This window comes from Pseudomonas psychrophila HA-4, from assembly GCF_000282975.1.
Taxonomy (GTDB): domain Bacteria; phylum Pseudomonadota; class Gammaproteobacteria; order Pseudomonadales; family Pseudomonadaceae; genus Aquipseudomonas; species Aquipseudomonas psychrophila_A.
In genome coordinates this window covers 49,413-67,005 of sequence record NZ_ALJC01000128.1, presented here as the reverse complement: position 1 = coordinate 67,005, position 17,593 = coordinate 49,413, and the positions used below count along the sequence as shown (strand labels likewise).

The following is a 17,593-nucleotide window of genomic DNA, read 5'->3' as shown; positions in this document are numbered from 1 at the left end:
CTTCATGACCCGGCCCAAAGCCCACGTCGCCAACGAGATGCTGGCTGCCTTGACGGCCTACAAACGTGCTTTTTTCAACATTGGCCTGTTCTCGGCCGTGATCAATTTACTGATGCTGGCCCCCGCGCTGTACATGTTGCAGGTGTACGACCGGGTGTTGGCCTCGGGCAATGAAATGACCCTGTTGATGCTGACGCTGATGATCCTCGGTCTGTTTGGCCTGATGGGCGCGTTGGAATGGGTGCGCAGCCAGGTGGTGATCCGCCTCGGTACGCAAATGGACATGCGCTTGAATCAGCGGGTCTACGACGCCGCCTTTGAGGCGCAGTTAAACACCGGTAGCCCGGCGGCCGGGCAGGCGCTGAATGACCTGACCAGCCTGCGCCAGTTCGCGACCGGCAATGCGTTGTTCGCGTTTTTCGATGCGCCGTGGTTTCCGGTGTACCTGTGTGTGATCTTTATGTTCAGCCCGTGGTTGGGGCTGCTGGCTCTCGGTGGGGCGGTGCTGTTGATGCTGCTGGCGTGGCTTAATCAGCGGGTGTCGCAGGGGCCGCTCAAGGCCGCCAGCGAGTTATCGGTTGAGGCCACCCAGCAGGCCAGCGCGCATTTGCGCAATGCCGAAGCCATTGAGGCGATGGGCATGCTCGCGACCTTGCGTGGCCGTTGGCTGGCGCAGCACACGGCATTTTTGGCGCAGCAGAACCTGGCCAGTGAAAAAACCGCCAGTGTCGGTGCCTGGTCCAAAGGCGTACGTCTGGCCCTGCAATCACTGGTGCTGGGGCTGGGCGCATTGCTGGCGGTGCAAGGGCAAATCACCGCCGGGATGATGATCGCCGGGTCCATTCTGATGGGCCGGGTGCTGAGCCCTATCGATCAGTTGATTGGCGTGTGGAAGCAATGGACTTCAGCGCGCCTGGCCTATCAACGCCTCGAATCACTGCTGCAGGCGCATCCGGCCCGCCCGCAGCGTATGGCGCTGCCCATTCCACGCGGCGAGCTGGCGGTCGAGCAACTCAGCGCCAGCGCACCCGGAACGCGGCGTGCCACGTTGAGCAACCTGAGTTTTACCCTGCCCGCCGGGCAGGTGCTCGGTGTGATCGGCCCGTCAGGCTGCGGCAAGTCGACGTTGGCCCGCTTGCTGATTGGGGTCTGGCAGCCGCTGGCTGGCAAGGTTCGGTTGGATGGTGCGCAACTGTCGCAATGGGACAAACAGCAACTCGGCCCGCATCTGGGGTATTTGCCTCAGGACATTCAGCTGTTTGCCGGGACCATCGCGCAAAACATCGCACGCTTTGCGCAGGTTGATGCCGACAAGGTGTTGGCGGCGGCGCAGATGGCAGGTGTGCATTCACTGATTTTGCAAATGCCCGAAGGCTACGAAACCCGTCTGGGCGACGGCGGCGCCGGGTTGTCGGGCGGGCAGAAGCAACGCATCGGCCTGGCCCGTGCGTTGTACGGCTTGCCCGCATTGATCGTGCTCGATGAACCCAACGCCAACCTTGATGAAGCCGGGGAGCAAGCCTTGTTACAGGCCATTGCCCAACTCAAACAGCTCAAGCGCACGCTGATCCTGATTACCCACAAACCCAACGTGCTGACCCTCACGGATCAACTGTTGATCCTGCGTGAGGGCCAGTTACAAGCCTTTGGCCCCACCGCCAAGGTGCTCGCCGCGCCCAAGCCAGCGGCGCCCAAACCGGCCATGAATGTGAGCTACCGACTGGGCACCGTAGAGGCGAACAAAGCATGAGTGTCGCAAACGCCAAACCACCCTATGAGCGTAACGTCCTGCAACTGGACGACCGTCGCCATGCGCGCCTGGGTTGGCTGCTGATGCTCGGCGGGTTTCTCGGATTTCTTGCTTGGGCTGCTTTGGCGCCGCTGGACAAAGGCGTCGCGGTGTCGGGCAAGGTCATGGTGTCGGGTAATCGCAAAGTGGTTCAGCATCCCAGTGGCGGGATTGTTGAGCGCATCGACGTACGTGATGGCGACCGTGTGCAAGCGGGACAAGTGCTGATCCGGCTTAAGGAAACGCCATTGCTGGGCCAGGCGCAGTCACTGCGCAGCCAGTTTTATGGCTCGTTGGCCAGCGAGGCCCGGCTCAATGCCGAGGTTGAGGGTGCTGCGGGTGTGAGTTTTCCTGCTGAGCTGATGGCGCTGCATCACGAGCCCGAAGTGGCGTCGAACCTGGCATTGCAACAGCAGTTGTTCGCCAGCCGGCGTCAGGCGTTGCTGCTCGATCAGCAAGGCATCGGCGAAAGCATCGCCGGAGCCGAGGCGCAATTGCGCGGGGTGCGTGACTCGCAAGCTAATAAAGTGCTGCAACGCATGGCATTGGACGAGCAACTGCAAGGCCTGCGCGAATTGGCCCGCGAAGGGTACATACCGCGTAATCGACTGCTGGACAGCGAGCGGGTGTACGCCCAAGTGCTGGGCTCGATCAGCGAAGACTATGGTCGTATCGGGCAATTGCAGCGTCAGGTGCAGGAGATGCGCCTGAAAATTCGCCAACTGAGCGAGGAATATCAGAAAGAAGTCCGTACGCAATTAGCAGACACCCGCATACGCAGCGAAGACTTGCGCAACCGCCTGGCGTCTGCGGAGTTTGAACTGGCCAACAGCCAGTTACGCGCTCCGGTGGCGGGGATTGTGGTCGGGCTCGATGTGTTTACCGAAGGCGGGGTGATCCGGCCGGGCCAGGCCCTGATGGAAATCGTCCCGCAGGGCGAGCCGTTACTGGTCGAGGCGCGGGTGCCGGTGGAACTGGCGGACAAGGTTCACGCCGGGTTGCCGGTGCAACTGATGTTCTCGGCCTTTAGTCAAAGCACCACGCCACGGGTGGCGGGCGAAGTGACGCTGGTGTCGGCAGACCGTCAGGTCGATGAGCGCACCGATGAACCGTATTACACGCTGCGGGCGCAGGTCAGCGCCGAGGGCATGGCGCAACTGGCCGGTTTGCAGATTCGCCCCGGCATGCCGGTCGAGGCCTTTGTGCGCACCGGCGAGCGCTCGATGCTTAATTACCTGTTTAAACCCTTACTGGACCGCACGCACATGGCGTTGGTGGAGGAATGAGTGTGCGTGGATTGTGCAGCGGGGTGTTGATGCTGGTCGCGCTATTCGCCAGCCCGGTACAGGCATTGGGTTTGCTTGAAGCCTATGACTTGGCGGTGCGCAACGATCCGACCTTTCAGGCGGCGATAGAAGAGCGGGCTGCGGGCCAGGAAAACCGTGTCCTCGGGCGTTCAGCCCTGTTGCCGACGCTGGCGTGGAATTACAGCAACTCGCGCAATGAGTCTGAAGTCACGCAATCGCACACAAAGACCGACCGCGATTACCGCAGTTATGCGGCAACGCTGACCCTGCAACAACCGCTGCTGGACTACGAGGCCTATGCGCGCTTCAAACAAGGCGCGGCGCAGGCGTTGTTGGCCGACGAGCGTTTTCGCAGTAAAAGCCAGTATTTGGCGGTGCGGGTTTTAAGTGCGTATAGCCAGGCCTTGTTGGCACAGGAGCGGATTGAGCTCAGCCGTGCGCAGAAACGGGCGTACAGCGAACGCCTGCAACTCAATCAACGGCTGTTAAAAGGCGGCGAGGGCACTCGCACCGATGTACTGGAAACCCAGGCACGCCTGAGTCTGGCGGTCGCCCAGGACATCGAAGCCCAAGACACACTGGATGCCGCCTTGCACGAACTGGAGGCCATGCTCGGTGAGCCGTTGCAGGTGGAGCAGCTTGACCCGTTATTGCCGCACTTCAGCATTCAGCCCTTGGAGCCGCAGCGCTTTGAAAGCTGGCGCGAGCTGGCCCTGGCCAATAACCCGGACCTGGCGTCGCAACAGCACGCCCTGACCTCGGCCGAGTATGAAGTGCAGCGCAAGCGGGCCGGGCATTTGCCCAAGCTCAGTGTGTACGCGAGCAGTCGGCAAACCAGCTCGGACTCTGAGAGCACCTACCATCAGAAGTACGACACCAACAGCGTCGGCATCCAGCTCAGCGTGCCGTTGTTTGCCGGGGGCTCGGTGTCGGCATCGACACGACAGGCGGCGCGGCAACTGTCGCAGGCGCAGCACGAACTGGACGCGCAAACAGCCGCGACGTTGCTGGACTTGCGCAAGCAGTACAACCTCAACAGCAGCGCGGCGGCCAAGGTGCGGGCTTACGAAATGGCCGTGCAGTCAGCCAGTGCGTTGGTCAATGCAACGCGCAAAAGCGTGAGTGGCGGGGAGCGGGTCAATCTGGATGTACTGGATGCCGAGCAGCAACTGTATAGCGCCAAGCGGGATTTGGCCGAGGCAAAGTACGCGTATTTACTGGCGCGGGTGCAACTCAAGTACTACGCGGGCTTATTGAATGACGCGGATTTGTTGCAGGTGGCGGGGTATTTCAGCAGGGCTTGACCACGTAGGAGCTGCCGCAGGCTGCGATCTTTTGATCTTTAAAATCGAAAGATCACAGCCTGCGGCAGCGCCTACATAACGTACGCAGCTAAACGCTTTAGCGACGAACCAGCAACACACCCGATTCCATGTGGTGAGTCCACGGGAACTGGTCAAACACGGCGCAACGCTCAATACGATGGGTATCGTGCAGTTGGGCGATGTTTTCGGCCAAGGTCAGCGGGTTGCACGAGATGTACAGGATGTTGTCGAAACGACGCGTCAGCTCGCAGGTGTCTGGGTCCATGCCTGCGCGCGGCGGGTCTACAAAGACGCTGCCGAATTCGTAGCTTTTCAGGTCAATGCCCTGCAAGCGGCGGAACGGGCGGACTTCGTTCAGGGCTTCGGTCAGTTCTTCGGCTGACAAACGCACCAGCTTGACGTTATCCACAGCGTTGTCGCTAAGGTTGTTCAAGGCGGCGTTGACCGAGGTCTTGCTGATTTCAGTGGCCAGCACGTTGCGTACGCGGGTCGCCAACGGCAGGGTGAAATTGCCGTTGCCGCAGTACAGTTCGAGCAAGTCGTCTGAACGCTCGCCCAACGCTTCGTATGCCCAATTGAGCATCTTCTGGTTGACCGTGCCGTTTGGCTGGGTGAACGCGCCTTCTGGCTGTTGATACGTGAAGGTGCGCCCTGCAACCTCCAGTTTCTCAACAACATAGTCGCGACCAATCACCACGCGCTTGCCCTTTGAGCGGCCAATTACGCTGACTTCAAGGTCTTTGGCCAACTGCTCGGCAGCGTTTTGCCAATGCTCGTCCAGCGGGCGGTGATAGCACAAGGTGACCATCGCATCGCCTGCCAAGGTGGTCTGGAACTCCACCTGGAACAACTTATGGCTCAGGGCCGAACTGGCTTGCCAAGCGGCCTTGAGCTGCGGCATCAGTTGATTGATGCGCTGGCTGGCAATCGGGAACTCTTCGATCAGAATCGGCGTGCGTTTGTCATCTTGGGCGAACATCGCGTAATGACGCTCGCCGCCTTCGCGCCACAGGCGGAATTCGGCGCGCAGGCGAAAATGCTTCAGCGGCGAGTCAAACACCTGAGGCTCTGGCGCGTCGAATGGCGCTAACAGCTCGCGCAGACGATTGGCCTTGGCCTCAAGCTCAATGGCGTAGGTAGCAGAATCAAACGGCAATGCACTCATGCGTTAAACCAACCCAGCTTGACCACAAACAGAACCGACAAAATGATCAGCGGTGCATTCAGCTCGCGAACGCGGCCCGACAGCAGCTTGATCACCGTCCATGAAATAAAGCCGAAGGCGATGCCGTTGGCAATGGAGTAGGTGAACGGCATGGCCAGTGCGGTGATGACCACCGGGGCGGCAACGGTTACGTCGTCCCACTCGATTTCGGCCAGGCCGCTCATCATCAATACCGCGACGAACATCAACGCAGGCGCGGTGGCAAATGCCGGAACGCTGGCCGCCAAAGGCGAGAAGAACAACGCCAGCAAGAACATGATGCCGACCACGATGGCGGTCAAACCGGTGCGGCCACCAGCGCTCACGCCAGCTGCCGACTCAATGTAGCTGGTGGTGGTCGAGGTGCCCAACAGCGAACCGGCCATGGCCGCGGTGCTGTCGGCGATCAGGGCGCGGCCCATTTTCGGCATGTGCCCGTCTTTGCCCATCAGGCCTGCGCGCTTGGCCACGCCGATCAGGGTGCCGGAGTTGTCGAACAAGTCGACGAACAGGAAGGCGAAGATCACGCTCACCAGACCAATGTCCAGTGCGCCTTTAATGTCCAGTTGCAGGAAGGTTGGGGCCAAGGATGGCGGCATCGACATCACGCCACCGAACTCAGTCACGCCCATTGCGATGGACGCAAGGGTCACGGCCAGAATGCCGATCAATACCGCGCCGCGCATTTTCAGTGCTTCAAGAGCCACAATCAGGGCAAAGCCCAAGGATGCCAAGATGACTTTTGGCTGAGTCAGGTCGCCCATGCCCACCAGAGTAGCCTTGTTGGCAACCACGATACCGGCGTTACCCAGCGCGATCAGCGCCAGAAACAGGCCGATACCGGCAGCAATGGCCGAGCGCAACGGCAGCGGGATGCTGTTGATGATCCATTCGCGGATGCGAAAGATCGACAACAGAAAGAACAGCACCGCTGAGATGAATACCGCACCCAGCGCCACTTGCCAGGTGTGGCCCATGTGCAGCACCACGGTGTAGGTGAAGAAGGCGTTCAAACCCATGCCCGGCGCCAGCGCGATCGGGTAGTTGGCGATGATGCCCATGGTCGCCGAGCCGATGGCCGCTGCCAGGCAGGTCGCGACAAACACCGCGCCTTTGTCCATCCCCGTTTCGCCGAGGATGCTCGGGTTTACGAAGAGGATGTAGGCCATCGCCAAGAAGGTGGTGATACCCGCAAGAATCTCGGTTCGCACATTTGTGTTGTGTGCTTTGAGTTGAAACAGCCTTTCCAGCATGCCAGTCCCCGTGGCGCCACTGGCGCCGTGATTAAATCGTTTTCAACAGCAAAGCACAGACTGCTAAGGCCTGAAGATTTTCTGTCTGTCGGAAAAAGCCGCGCATCATACCAGCAGCTCGGACGTCTGGCTGCTTGCTGGGCCATGTTTTGTAACGTCGTGGGGACAGGCATACTGCGTGCCACTTATCAGGGGGAATTATGAAGCGCACCATTACTGCTTTCTCGGCCTGTTTGAGCCTCTTTATAAGCATGGGCATGAGTGCAGCACCGGCGATGCCGCTGAGCCAGGTCGAAATCCTCAAGGTAGCGTCTACGTCAGGTGCTGTAGAGGATGTGTCAGATGGCCGCGAGCAAACCAAGGCTCATCATCGCGCCCCTAATATCAAGGTTTTTGTGCTGGAGCGCGGCTACGGGCGCGAGCCCACGGCGACATTCGACGGCCAAGCCGTAGACGGTGTTCGCACGCCAGTCTGCAATAAAGGCGCAGGGATGGTGACCTGTGATGGTGCAGGTACCACGGTGGGCTACCTGTACACCTTCGATTTGGGTAACAAAGAGGACGGCTGGTTCCAGTTCAGTAACACTTCACTGGTCCCGCCCTACACCCGTCTACAGACGCAGCTTTATATACGTTAGGCCACACTACGTAGCAGTTGAGGAGCGTAGCGAGGCTACGTTCGGTGGCGCAGCCGCCGTAAGGTCAGGCACTTGGGTATGTCAGTCGAATCTTTTACTTCGCATTTACGATCGCTTCGCAATCGGACGTAGCCTCGCACTACTCGTCAACTGCTACGCAATGGTGTGCGGCGCTCTAGCGTTAATCCTCCACCAGTCGGTCACGCTTGGCCAACCCCGGGAACATTTTTATCCACAGCCCGGTGACGAGCAGCGTCCCGACCCCGCCCAGCACCACGGCTGGTACTGTGCCCAGCCAGTGCGCCGTCACCCCAGACTCAAACTCGCCCAGTTGATTGGACGCGCCGATAAACAGGCCATTGACCGCACTGACCCGGCCGCGCATTTCATCCGGGGTTTCCAACTGCACGAACGAGGCGCGGATCACCATGCTGATCATGTCGGCCGCGCCAAGCACCACCAGCACCGCCATCGAAAACCAGAACGAGGTCGACAGCCCGAACGCGATGGTCGCTACTCCAAACACGCCTACCGCAGTAAACATGGTGCGTCCCACCTTGCGTTCAAACGGGAACCGCGCCAGCCACAGTGACATCAACAACGCGCCCACCGCTGGGGCGGAGCGCAGCATGCCCAAGCCCCAAGGCCCGGTTAGCAGAATGTCTTTGGCAAAGACCGGCAGCAACGCCGTGGCGCCACCCAGCAATACCGCAAACAAATCCAGAGAGATGGCGCCCAGAATGTCCGGGCGGCTGCGGATAAAGCGAATGCCGGCCAGCAGTGAGTCCAGGGTGGCTTTAGCCTTATTCAGCGGGACCTGCCGCGCAGGCAGGTTGCTCATTAATAGGGCCGCAATCAGATACAGCACCACGCTGGGGCCATACACCCAGACGCTGCCAAACGCATAGAGCAAACCCCCAACCGCTGGCGCAACGATGGTTGCCGATTGCTGTGCCGCTTGAGCCGCGGCCACGGCGCGGGGAAAAAGCGCCACCGGCACGATAGAGGGGAGCAGTGCTTGGGTGGTGGGCATCTCGAATGAACGGGCCGCGCCCAACAAAAACGCCAGCACAAAAATCAGCTCCCGCGTGATGTGCCCGTTGGTGCTGCTGATAGCCAGCGTCAGGGCAATCATCGCCTGCAACGATTGGCACAATGCGGCCACTCGGCGCCGGTCATAGCGGTCCGCCACATGCCCGGTGTGCAGCATAAACAGCACGCGCGGGGCGAATTCGATCAACCCCACCCAACCCAGGTCCATCACATTGCCGGTGAGTTGGTAGATGTTCCAACCAATGGCCACGGTCAGCATTTGAAAGGCGCTGGCGGTGAAAATACGGGCAAACCAAAAGGCCACAAAGGGCCGGTGATGACGTAACAGGAGGGGCTGGCTGGTCATTTAGAGGTCGTGGCGGAGGGTGGGAGAGGTCGAGATTATCATTTTTCTGTAACAAATAATGACTCGGCAGCGAGCCTTCATAAACGTGCCGGGCGGTCAGCGCAAACGCCGCGTTTTTGCATTGCATACGGTTCCTGCAACGGTCTATTTCAAGCCCTGGGACAACCTGTCACGCGACAACGAACCACATTAGCCACATGGCAAGAATGGACTACTCTTTCAGCAATGTTTGATCCAGGTCAAAACCCTCGGCGGTTTATCTGGAGTGGCCAGACGGCCAGATCCCCTAGAGTCGTGGTTAAAAGAGCGAGCGCTGATTCGCGATGGCCATTGCCGCGGGGCTGTTGGACACCGGCGTCCTGCCTGTGTCCTGAACGACCTGATACCTGATAGAGGAAGACTTATGTTCGGTTTGGAGGCTCTCGATCTCGCCCGAATTCAGTTCGCGTTCACTGTATCGTTTCACATCCTATTTCCAGCCATCACCATCGGTCTCGCCAGTTATCTGATGGTGCTCGAAGGTATGTGGCTGAAAACCCGTGACGATACATACCGTGACCTGTATCACTTTTGGTCGAAGATATTTGCAGTCAACTTTGGTATGGGTGTGGTTTCGGGTTTGGTCATGGCCTATCAGTTCGGCACGAACTGGTCGCGGTTCTCTGACTTCGCAGGCGCGGTCACCGGCCCCTTGCTGACCTATGAAGTGCTCACCGCGTTCTTCCTCGAAGCCGGTTTTCTGGGCGTCATGCTCTTCGGCTGGAACCGCGTCGGTCGCGGCATGCACTTCTTCTCAACCGCGATGGTGGCCCTCGGCACACTGGTCTCGACCTTCTGGATCTTGGCATCCAACAGCTGGATGCAAACCCCGCAAGGCTTCGAAATCATTGATGGTCGCGTGATTCCGGTTGATTGGCTGGCCGTGATCTTTAACCCGTCGTTCCCTTACCGTCTGGCCCACATGGCCACGGCAGCTTTTGTGGCCACGGCGTTCTTCGTTGGTGCCTCGGCTGCTTGGCACCTGCTACGCGGGCGTAATACGCCAGCCATCCGCCGCATGTTCTCGATGGCCATGTGGATGGCGTTGGTCGTTGCGCCGGTGCAAGCGTTTATTGGCGATGCCCACGGTTTGAACACGCTGAAATATCAGCCGGTGAAAATCGCGGCCATTGAAGGTCACTGGGAAAACAAGCCCGGCGAGCCGACACCACTGATTCTGTTCGGCATTCCGAACATGAAAACAGAGACCACCGACTACAAAATTGAAGTGCCGTACTTGGGCAGCCTGATCCTGACCCATAGCCTGGATAAACAGATCCCGGCCATGAAGGACTACCCGGCAGCCGATCGTCCAAACTCGACCATTGTGTTCTTCACGTTCCGCATCATGGTTGCGCTGGGCATGCTGATGATCTTCATCGGTCTGTGGAGCGTATGGCTGCGCAAACGCGGCACTTTGTATGAAAGTCGCTGGTTCCTGCGTTTGGTGCTGTGGATGGGGCCGTCCGGCTTGATCGCGATTCTTGCGGGCTGGTTCACCACTGAAATCGGCCGTCAGCCGTGGGTGGTCTATGGGCTGATGCGTACCGCAGATGCCTCCTCCAACCACAGCGTGACGCAGATGAGCATCACCCTGATCCTGTTTGTGCTGGTGTACTTCTCACTGTTTGGTGTCGGCATCGGCTACATGATGCGACTGGTACGCAAAGGCCCGATTGCCCATGAGGGCGATGGTCACACCACGGGTGGACCGGGTCAGCAACGCACGCCTGCTCGTCCTTTGTCGGCTGCTGTTGAAGGCACTGACGACGGTCACAGCGACAGCCTGAAGAAGGGGAACTGAGTCATGGGTATTGATCTGCCACTTATCTGGGCAATCATCATCATTTTCGGGGTCATGATGTACGTGATCATGGATGGCTTCGACCTCGGCATCGGCATCCTCTTCCCCTTTATCAAGGGCGAAAAAGACCGCGATGTGATGATGAACACCGTTGCACCTGTCTGGGACGGCAACGAAACCTGGCTGGTACTGGGCGGCGCTGCGCTGTTCGGGGCCTTTCCGCTGGCTTACTCGGTGGTGTTGTCGGCGCTGTACCTGCCGTTGATCCTGATGCTGGTCGGCTTGATCTTTCGCGGAGTGGCTTTTGAGTTCCGCTTCAAGGCCACGGCCGATAAGCGTCATATCTGGGACAAGGCCTTCATCGGTGGTTCGATTGTCGCGACCTTCTTTCAGGGCGTAGCGCTGGGGGCCTTCATTGATGGTATCCCGGTGGTCAATCGCGAATATGCGGGCGGCGGTCTGGACTGGTTGTCACCGTTTACCGTGTTCTGCGGCATCGCACTGATCGTGGCCTATGCCTTGCTCGGTTGCACGTGGCTGATCATGAAAACCGAAGGCCATTTGCAAGAGCGCATGCATAAGCTGGGTCGGCCATTGGCGTTGGTGCTGTTGGTGGTGATGGGCATTGTCAGCCTGTGGACGCCGCTGGCGCACTCCGACATTGCCGCGCGCTGGTTCACCTTGCCAAACCTGTTCTGGTTCTTGCCGGTGCCGGTGCTGGTGTTGGTCACGATGTACGGCTTACTCAAAGCGATTGCCCGCAATGCCCATTACACGCCGTTTCTGCTGACCCTGGTGCTGATCTTTCTGGGCTATAGCGGTTTGGGCATCAGCCTGTGGCCGAACATCATCCCACCGGCGATTTCGATCTACGAGGCCGCCGCACCGCCACAAAGCCAGGGCTTTATGCTGGTCGGCACTTTGTTCATCATTCCGTTCATCCTGGGTTACACCTACTGGAGCTACTACGTGTTCCGCGGCAAGGTGACCCACGAAGACGGTTACCACTAGTCGCAAATGCCGCTGCGCCCGCCGGGCGCAGCCTTTTCCCCAGAGGAGTGCCTGAACATGGCTGGCAAGGATTATCTGAACGATGTGCAAGAGTGCGAGAAAAAGCCGCTGTGGCAACGCATTGGCTGGTTGGTGCTGATTTGGACCGCCAGCGTCGCAAGCCTGGCGGTGTTCGCCATGCTGATCCGCCTGTTCATGACCGCTGCGGGCATGAAAAGCCATTGATCGTAAAACGCGTAGCAGTTGCCGAGCTTTGCGAGGCTACGTCCGGCGGCGTAGCCGTCGCAAATCGGCAGGTTCGGTTGTTAAGTCAAACCTGAGTGTGGGCCTTAACGATTGCTGCGCAATCGGACGCAGCCTCGCGGAACTCGGCAGCTGCTACAGGTTTACGCTTACTTACGCGCCTTGAGAATGACGAACTTGGGCGTGGCGGCGACTTGTTCAACGCCTCGGAACAGCTTGGCCAGCTTGCTGTGATAGCCCAAGTGGCGATTGCCCACGATGTACAGCGCGCCACCGACCACCAACGCCTCGCGGGCTTGCTGGAACATGCGCCATGCCAGAAAGTCCCCCACAACTTGCTGCTGGTGAAACGGTGGGTTGCACAACACCACATCCAATGAGTCCGGCGCCTGACCGGCCAGACCGTCGCCTGCCCGCACGATCACTTCGCGATCACCCAGTGCTGCCTGCCAGTTTTCACGCGCAGACTGCACCGCCATAAAAGACTCATCGACCAACGTGTACTGCGCCTCTGGATTGCTGAGGGCGCTGGCGATGGCCAATACCCCATTTCCGCAACCCACATCTGCGACCCGGGCCGAGCCCAAGTTCTTCGGTAGGTGGGGCAGAAACGCACGAGTGCCGATGTCCAGCCCTTCGCGACAGAACACGTTGGCGTGGTTGAGCAGCTCAATGGCAGGCTCATTCAGCGAATAGCGCGTTGGGTAGGGCGAGGTAAACGGTGCTTTGGCTTCGGGGGTGGCGATCAGCAGGCGGGCTTTTTTGACTGCCAGCGAAGCTTGCACCGGGCCGATATAGCGCTCCAGCAAGTCGCCTGCCGCGCGTGGCAGGTGCTTGACCATTGCCCCTGCAATCACTTGCGCGCCGGGTGCCAACTGGCCTTGTAGGCGAATAAGCTGCTCTTCTAACAGTGCCAGGGTTTTAGGCACGCGCACCAACACGCAATCGAATGGACCTACCAAGGGTTGGCTGGCCGGAATGATTGCGACCCCGTCAAATGAATGGCCATTGCGCACCAAATTCTTTTCCAGCGCTTGGATGGCCAAGAATGAGTCACTGCTGCTGGTGACCTGCATGGTACTGACCAAGCTGATGGCCAACGCTCCAAAACTGTCGTTGAGCACCAGTACCCGACTGTTAGCGGGTAGCGCCAATTCGGCCAAGTGGTTAAGCACGTACTCATCGGCAGCATCGAAGGCCTGCAGTGGCTCGTTCTGCTGTTCAGGTTGGCGGATCAAGCGGAGTTGGGCAAAAGGGCTTTCGAGCACAGGCATTTATACAAACTCTTGGGACTCTACAGATGCTGGAATTGACGGCTAGGGTCGTCCAGGCAGCAATGGCGTCCGTGGTGATTTCAAGTGACCGCGATTTTACGTTTATTTACCAGATTTTGCCCGACGGTTTTGTGCGCTACACAAAGCTGACAGGGTTCATGGCCTGATTAGAGAAGCCCGGATTTAGCTGCAATGACGACCGCAGACGTTTTATTGCTGGCGCCCATTTTGCGGATCGCACTGCTGATGTGAAAATTCACCGTGCGGGTCGTCAGGCTCAGGATCATGGCAATGTCCGAAGCGGTTTTACCCTTGGCTGTCCATTTAAGAGCCTCGGATTCGCGTAGCGATAAGCGGCCGATGGTCTCGCTTGCCTTCACGTAGACCTGAGCAGTGTCGTGCAAAGCGCTGTGTAATTCATGGCATAGCCACAGCAAGTGAGCGACATTGTCATTGGACTCCTGTGGCGTAATAGGCGAGCTGCGCCGTGTCATGCTGAGGATACTCACCACACCTTTACAGTCGTGGATCGAGAATGACCAGCCATAGTTCAAACCATGCAGTTGCGAAGATTCCCAAAGACTGGGCGTTTCACTGAACAGCGTTTGATCCCAAATAAGGGGATTAATAGACGTCCTACAGTGATTCTCTATAGGGTTTTCATGAGCGAGACTACTCGATTCAAACGTATTTATAAACTCCCTTGGATAGTTTGTTAAGAAGGAACTATCCATATGAGTATTTCCGTAAGGAAGTATCATTCGAAATAAAAATTGCTCAAAGCCGAAGAATTCTATTCGATTGAGGGTGTGAGCAAATAAATTTAATTCGACTTTATGGGTAAGTGTTTGTTTTGTATAAAAAGGATGTGCTGTGCCCATGATATGCAGGTGTCCCGCAGGTGGATCCAATATGAAATTTCAGGTTAGTTGAATAAGTGGATGCGTGTAGGAAGTTTCAGTATTTTTAATATATAAGAGTAATTGCTCTATAGTTGTGCGTTGCGCAGAATCTATACAGGTTGTAGTGATGTGTGGGTGTTTTATTTTTTGACGTCAGAATTACTGAGTGTGTTTAGGGTTGGTTTAATGTTTATTGAACGTGCTGTGGTTTTAGAGGTGTAGTTGTTTATTTGTGGAGTGTATTAATGGTTGAAGAAAACAATGCCATCACAATCCGTCGGTGTTCCTGACGGCCTGTTTGCGCGACACTAGGCCCATTACCCTTCTGGAGCGCACCATGACTGCCAGCGCAGAAAAATTCACCCGCCAAACACTGCTCAGTGTCCAGCCACTCACCCCCAGTCTTTTTTCCTTGCGGACCACGCGTGATCAAGGGTTTCGCTTTCGTGCGGGGCAATTCGCTAGGCTCGGCGTGACCAAGGCCGATGGCAGCACGGTATGGCGTGCGTACTCCATGGTGTCATCGCCCCATGACGACTTTTTGGAGTTTTTCTCAATTGTGGTTCCGGGAGGAGAATTCACCAGTGAATTGAGCCGCTTGGAGGTCGGTGACACCTTGATGGTTGAGCGTCAGGCGTTTGGATATTTGACCCTTGATCGTTTTATCGATGGTCGCGATCTGTGGCTGTTAGCAACGGGAACCGGAATCGCACCGTTCGTCTCTATCTTGCAAGACTTTGAGGTGTGGGAAAAGTTTGAGCGTATTGTCCTGGTTTATAGTGCCCGGGAAGCGCAAGAGTTGGCCTATCAAGATTTAATTGCTGGGCTGAGTCAGCGCGATTACCTGGCGGAGTACGCACATAAACTTATATATATTCCGATTGTCACGCGTGAAGTTATTCCCGGAGCGCTCAACGGGCGCATTACCACACTGATTGAGAACGGAGAACTTGAGCGTGTGGCAGGAGTTGAGCTAATACCGGAATACTCGCGCGTTATGCTGTGTGGTAACCCGCAAATGATTGATGACACGCGTAAGTTGCTGAAGGAGAGAAATCTTCAGCTGAGTTTGACTCGTCGGCCCGGTCAAGTAGCCGTAGAGAACTATTGGTAGTTGTTAAATATAGTGTTCAATAAACAACGGCGCCCTAAGGCGCCGTTGTTTTAACTTAAGCCTTAGGGCTGGTTATGTTGTGCTTTAAGGAGATCACGAATCTCACCCAGCAGTTCTTCTTCTTTTGATGGCAGTGGCGGAGCGCTGGGCGCAACCGCTTCTTCGCGTTTCAGGCGGTTGATTGCTTTAACACCCATAAAAATGGCAAACGCCACAATCAGGAAGTCAATCACTGTCTGAATGAACTTGCCGTACGCCAATACGACCGCCGGAGCCCCATCGGCCGCTGCTTTGAGCGTAACGGCCAGATCGCTGAAGTCCACACCTCCGATCAATAGACCCAGTGGTGGCATGACCACATCTCCGACGAAGGATGAAACGATCTTGCCGAACGCCGCGCCGATGATGATACCGACGGCCATATCGACCACGTTCCCTTTGACCGCGAAGGCCTTGAACTCACTTATCACGCTCATTGGTTATTCCTTGTTACAGATGAGGTTGGTAGGTGCAGTGTAAATCAGCCATGCAAATCTCGCCTGCCAAGCTATTTACAAACTCAGTGGTTGACCTGTGCAGGCCGTAGAAGTTTAAACGTGCCCGCGTATAACGCGTCTTGCCCCCTCACTACCAGCCTTTTTTGTTAATCGACCCGTTCAGCCCTTTCAATTTAGAGAACCCCATGTGTGCCCTCTAGCCTTGGTGCAACGCATTGATATGCCGACCAAAAAACCAGAGGACATGTAAATGACCAGCCCCTTCTCCCTTAGAGCCCGTGCCCCGCGCCGCCTGTTTTGCGCGCTGAGTATCAGCTTGCTATCGGTGTCTGTGCACGCAGCAACCTTGACCCGTGATAACGGCGCTGCTGTCGGCGACAACCAAAACTCCCAAACGGCAGGGGCAAATGGCCCGGTGTTGTTGCAAGACGTGCAGTTGCTGCAAAAACTTCAGCGTTTTGACCGTGAACGCATTCCTGAGCGCGTGGTGCATGCCCGTGGCACGGGTGCACACGGTACCTTCACCGTCACCAACGACCTGAGTGACCTGACCAAAGCCCGCGTATTTGCCGCCGGTGAAACCACACCGGTATTTGTGCGTTTCTCGGCCGTAGTCCATGGCACCCACTCGCCAGAAACACTGCGCGATCCGCGCGGTTTTGCCACTAAGTTCTATACCTCTGAAGGTAACTGGGACTTGGTAGGCAACAACTTCCCGACGTTCTTTATTCGAGATGCCATCAAGTTCCCGGACATGGTTCACGCGTTCAAACCTGATCCGCGTACCAACCTTGATGATGACTCGCGCCGCTTTGATTTCTTCTCCCATGTTCCAGAAGCCACCCGTACCCTGACCGAGCTTTACTCCGATTCGGGCACTCCGGCCAGCTACCGCGAAATGGACGGCAATGGTGTACACGCCTACAAACTGGTAAATGCCAAAGGTGAAGTACGCTATGTGAAGTTCCACTGGAAGAGCCTTCAAGGCATTCGCAACCTTGACCCTAAAGAAGTGACCCAAGTCCAAGGCCGTGACTACAGCCACATGACTCATGACTTGGTGACGCACATCAACAAGGGCGACTTCCCCAAGTGGGATTTGTACGTGCAAGTGCTTAAGCCTGAGGACCTGAAGTCATTCGACTTTGATCCGCTGGACGCAACCAAAATTTGGCCAAACGTGCCAGAGCGTAAAGTGGGGCAGATGGTGCTGGACCGCAACCCGGCCAACGTCTTCCAAGAAACCGAACAAGTCGCCATGGCCCCGGCCAACCTGGTGCCGGGCATTGAGCCCTCCGAAGACCGCTTGCTGCAAGGGCGAGTGTTCTCGTACGCCGACACGCAGATGTACCGTTTGGGTGCCAATGCCCTTAAATTGCCAATCAACGCCCCTCGGGTGAAGGTCAGCAATGGCAACCAGGACGGTGCGATGAACCTGGGGCACACCACCACCGGTGTGAACTACCAGCCAAGCCGTTTGAACCCGCGTGAAGAGCCGCAAGCTGCGCGCTACAGCGAAATGCCCCTGTCGGGCACCACCCAGCAGGCGAAGATTCAGCGTGAGCAGAACTTTAAACAGGCGGGCGATCTTTACCGTTCATACAGCAAGAAAGAGCGTCAGGACCTGATTGAAAACTTCGGCGGCTCGCTGGCGACCACCGATGATGAAAGCAAGCACATCATCCTGTCGTTCCTCTACAAGGCCGACCCGGAATACGGCACCGGCGTGACCAAAGTAGCCAAAGGTGATTTGGCACGGGTCAAGGCGCTGGCTGCCAAGTTGGCGGATTAACC

General features: G+C 57.3%; 15 protein-coding genes. 9 read left to right on the top strand and 6 right to left on the bottom strand.

Features of this window, described 5'->3' with window-relative positions:
• Positions 1-4: 4 nt before the first annotated feature.
• From B347_RS0122340 to B347_RS0122330, 3 genes are read left to right on the top strand one after another with little or no spacing between them, the layout of a single operon-like run.
• Positions 5-1,750 carry a type I secretion system permease/ATPase gene (locus tag B347_RS0122340; protein ID WP_019411921.1) on the top strand — a complete coding sequence of 582 codons (1,746 nt, stop codon included), beginning with the start codon at positions 5-7 and terminating at the stop codon, positions 1,748-1,750.
• Positions 1,747-3,075 (top strand): HlyD family type I secretion periplasmic adaptor subunit, encoded by a 1,329-nt coding sequence (locus B347_RS0122335; RefSeq protein ID WP_019411920.1) that lies wholly within the window; start codon positions 1,747-1,749, stop codon positions 3,073-3,075. Before B347_RS0122340 ends, B347_RS0122335 begins: the two co-directional genes overlap by 4 nt.
• Positions 3,072-4,400 carry a TolC family outer membrane protein gene (locus B347_RS0122330; RefSeq protein ID WP_019411919.1) on the top strand — a complete coding sequence of 443 codons (1,329 nt, stop codon included), beginning with the start codon at positions 3,072-3,074 and terminating at the stop codon, positions 4,398-4,400. Before B347_RS0122335 ends, B347_RS0122330 begins: the two co-directional genes overlap by 4 nt.
• 97 nt (positions 4,401-4,497) lie before the next feature.
• On the opposite strand, the gene trmA is transcribed toward B347_RS0122330, so the two are convergent.
• Together trmA and B347_RS0122320 are read right to left on the bottom strand one after the other, a co-directional pair.
• A complete protein-coding gene (trmA, locus tag B347_RS0122325) occupies positions 4,498-5,586 on the bottom strand; it encodes a tRNA (uridine(54)-C5)-methyltransferase TrmA (protein WP_019411918.1) in 1,089 nt (362 codons plus the stop codon).
• Positions 5,583-6,878 (bottom strand): NCS2 family permease, encoded by a 1,296-nt coding sequence (locus B347_RS0122320; protein ID WP_019411917.1) that lies wholly within the window; start codon positions 6,876-6,878, stop codon positions 5,583-5,585. Before B347_RS0122320 ends, trmA begins: the two co-directional genes overlap by 4 nt.
• 200 nt (positions 6,879-7,078) lie before the next feature.
• Here B347_RS0122320 and B347_RS0122315 point away from each other — a divergent pair, with 200 nt between their 5' ends.
• Positions 7,079-7,516 (top strand): DUF4879 domain-containing protein, encoded by a 438-nt coding sequence (locus B347_RS0122315; RefSeq protein WP_026014353.1) that lies wholly within the window; start codon positions 7,079-7,081, stop codon positions 7,514-7,516.
• A 181-nt stretch (positions 7,517-7,697) separates the two neighbouring features.
• On the opposite strand, the gene B347_RS0122310 is transcribed toward B347_RS0122315, so the two are convergent.
• The gene (locus B347_RS0122310; RefSeq protein ID WP_019411914.1) at positions 7,698-8,915 is read right to left on the bottom strand and encodes an MFS transporter; all 1,218 of its coding nucleotides are present in this window, start codon (positions 8,913-8,915) and stop codon (positions 7,698-7,700) included.
• Positions 8,916-9,318: 403 nt separating this feature from the next.
• On the opposite strand from B347_RS0122310, the gene B347_RS0122305 reads away from it, so the two are divergent.
• Genes B347_RS0122305 through B347_RS0122295 form a run of 3 tightly spaced genes read left to right on the top strand, consistent with a single transcriptional unit; the run spans position 9,319 to position 11,994 of the window.
• Positions 9,319-10,758, top strand: a complete 1,440-nt coding sequence (locus B347_RS0122305) for a cytochrome ubiquinol oxidase subunit I (protein WP_019411913.1) — start codon at positions 9,319-9,321, stop codon at positions 10,756-10,758.
• A gap of 3 nt (positions 10,759-10,761) precedes the next feature.
• On the top strand, positions 10,762-11,769 hold the full coding sequence (gene cydB / locus B347_RS0122300; RefSeq protein WP_019411912.1) for a cytochrome d ubiquinol oxidase subunit II: 1,008 nt from the start codon (positions 10,762-10,764) through the stop codon (positions 11,767-11,769).
• 57 nt (positions 11,770-11,826) lie between these two features.
• Positions 11,827-11,994, top strand: a complete 168-nt coding sequence (locus tag B347_RS0122295; RefSeq protein ID WP_026014352.1) for a DUF2474 domain-containing protein — start codon at positions 11,827-11,829, stop codon at positions 11,992-11,994.
• Between the two features lie 167 nt (positions 11,995-12,161).
• Here B347_RS0122295 and B347_RS0122290 read toward each other — a convergent pair whose 3' ends face one another.
• Together B347_RS0122290 and B347_RS0122280 are read right to left on the bottom strand one after the other, a co-directional pair.
• Positions 12,162-13,286, bottom strand: coding sequence for a methyltransferase (locus B347_RS0122290; RefSeq protein WP_019411910.1), 1,125 nt, complete (start codon positions 13,284-13,286; stop codon positions 12,162-12,164).
• Between the two features lie 167 nt (positions 13,287-13,453).
• Positions 13,454-14,167, bottom strand: a complete 714-nt coding sequence (locus tag B347_RS0122280; protein ID WP_081498337.1) for an autoinducer binding domain-containing protein — start codon at positions 14,165-14,167, stop codon at positions 13,454-13,456.
• A 358-nt stretch (positions 14,168-14,525) separates the two neighbouring features.
• Here B347_RS0122280 and B347_RS0122275 point away from each other — a divergent pair, with 358 nt between their 5' ends.
• Positions 14,526-15,302, top strand: coding sequence for a ferredoxin--NADP reductase (locus tag B347_RS0122275; RefSeq protein ID WP_019411907.1), 777 nt, complete (start codon positions 14,526-14,528; stop codon positions 15,300-15,302).
• A gap of 62 nt (positions 15,303-15,364) precedes the next feature.
• Here the strand turns inward: B347_RS0122275 and mscL are convergent, their stop codons facing one another.
• A complete protein-coding gene (gene mscL, locus B347_RS0122270; RefSeq protein WP_019411906.1) occupies positions 15,365-15,778 on the bottom strand; it encodes a large-conductance mechanosensitive channel protein MscL in 414 nt (137 codons plus the stop codon).
• Between the two features lie 271 nt (positions 15,779-16,049).
• On the opposite strand from mscL, the gene katB reads away from it, so the two are divergent.
• Positions 16,050-17,591 carry a catalase KatB gene (katB, locus tag B347_RS0122265; RefSeq protein ID WP_019411905.1) on the top strand — a complete coding sequence of 514 codons (1,542 nt, stop codon included), beginning with the start codon at positions 16,050-16,052 and terminating at the stop codon, positions 17,589-17,591.
• Positions 17,592-17,593: the final 2 nt, after the last annotated feature.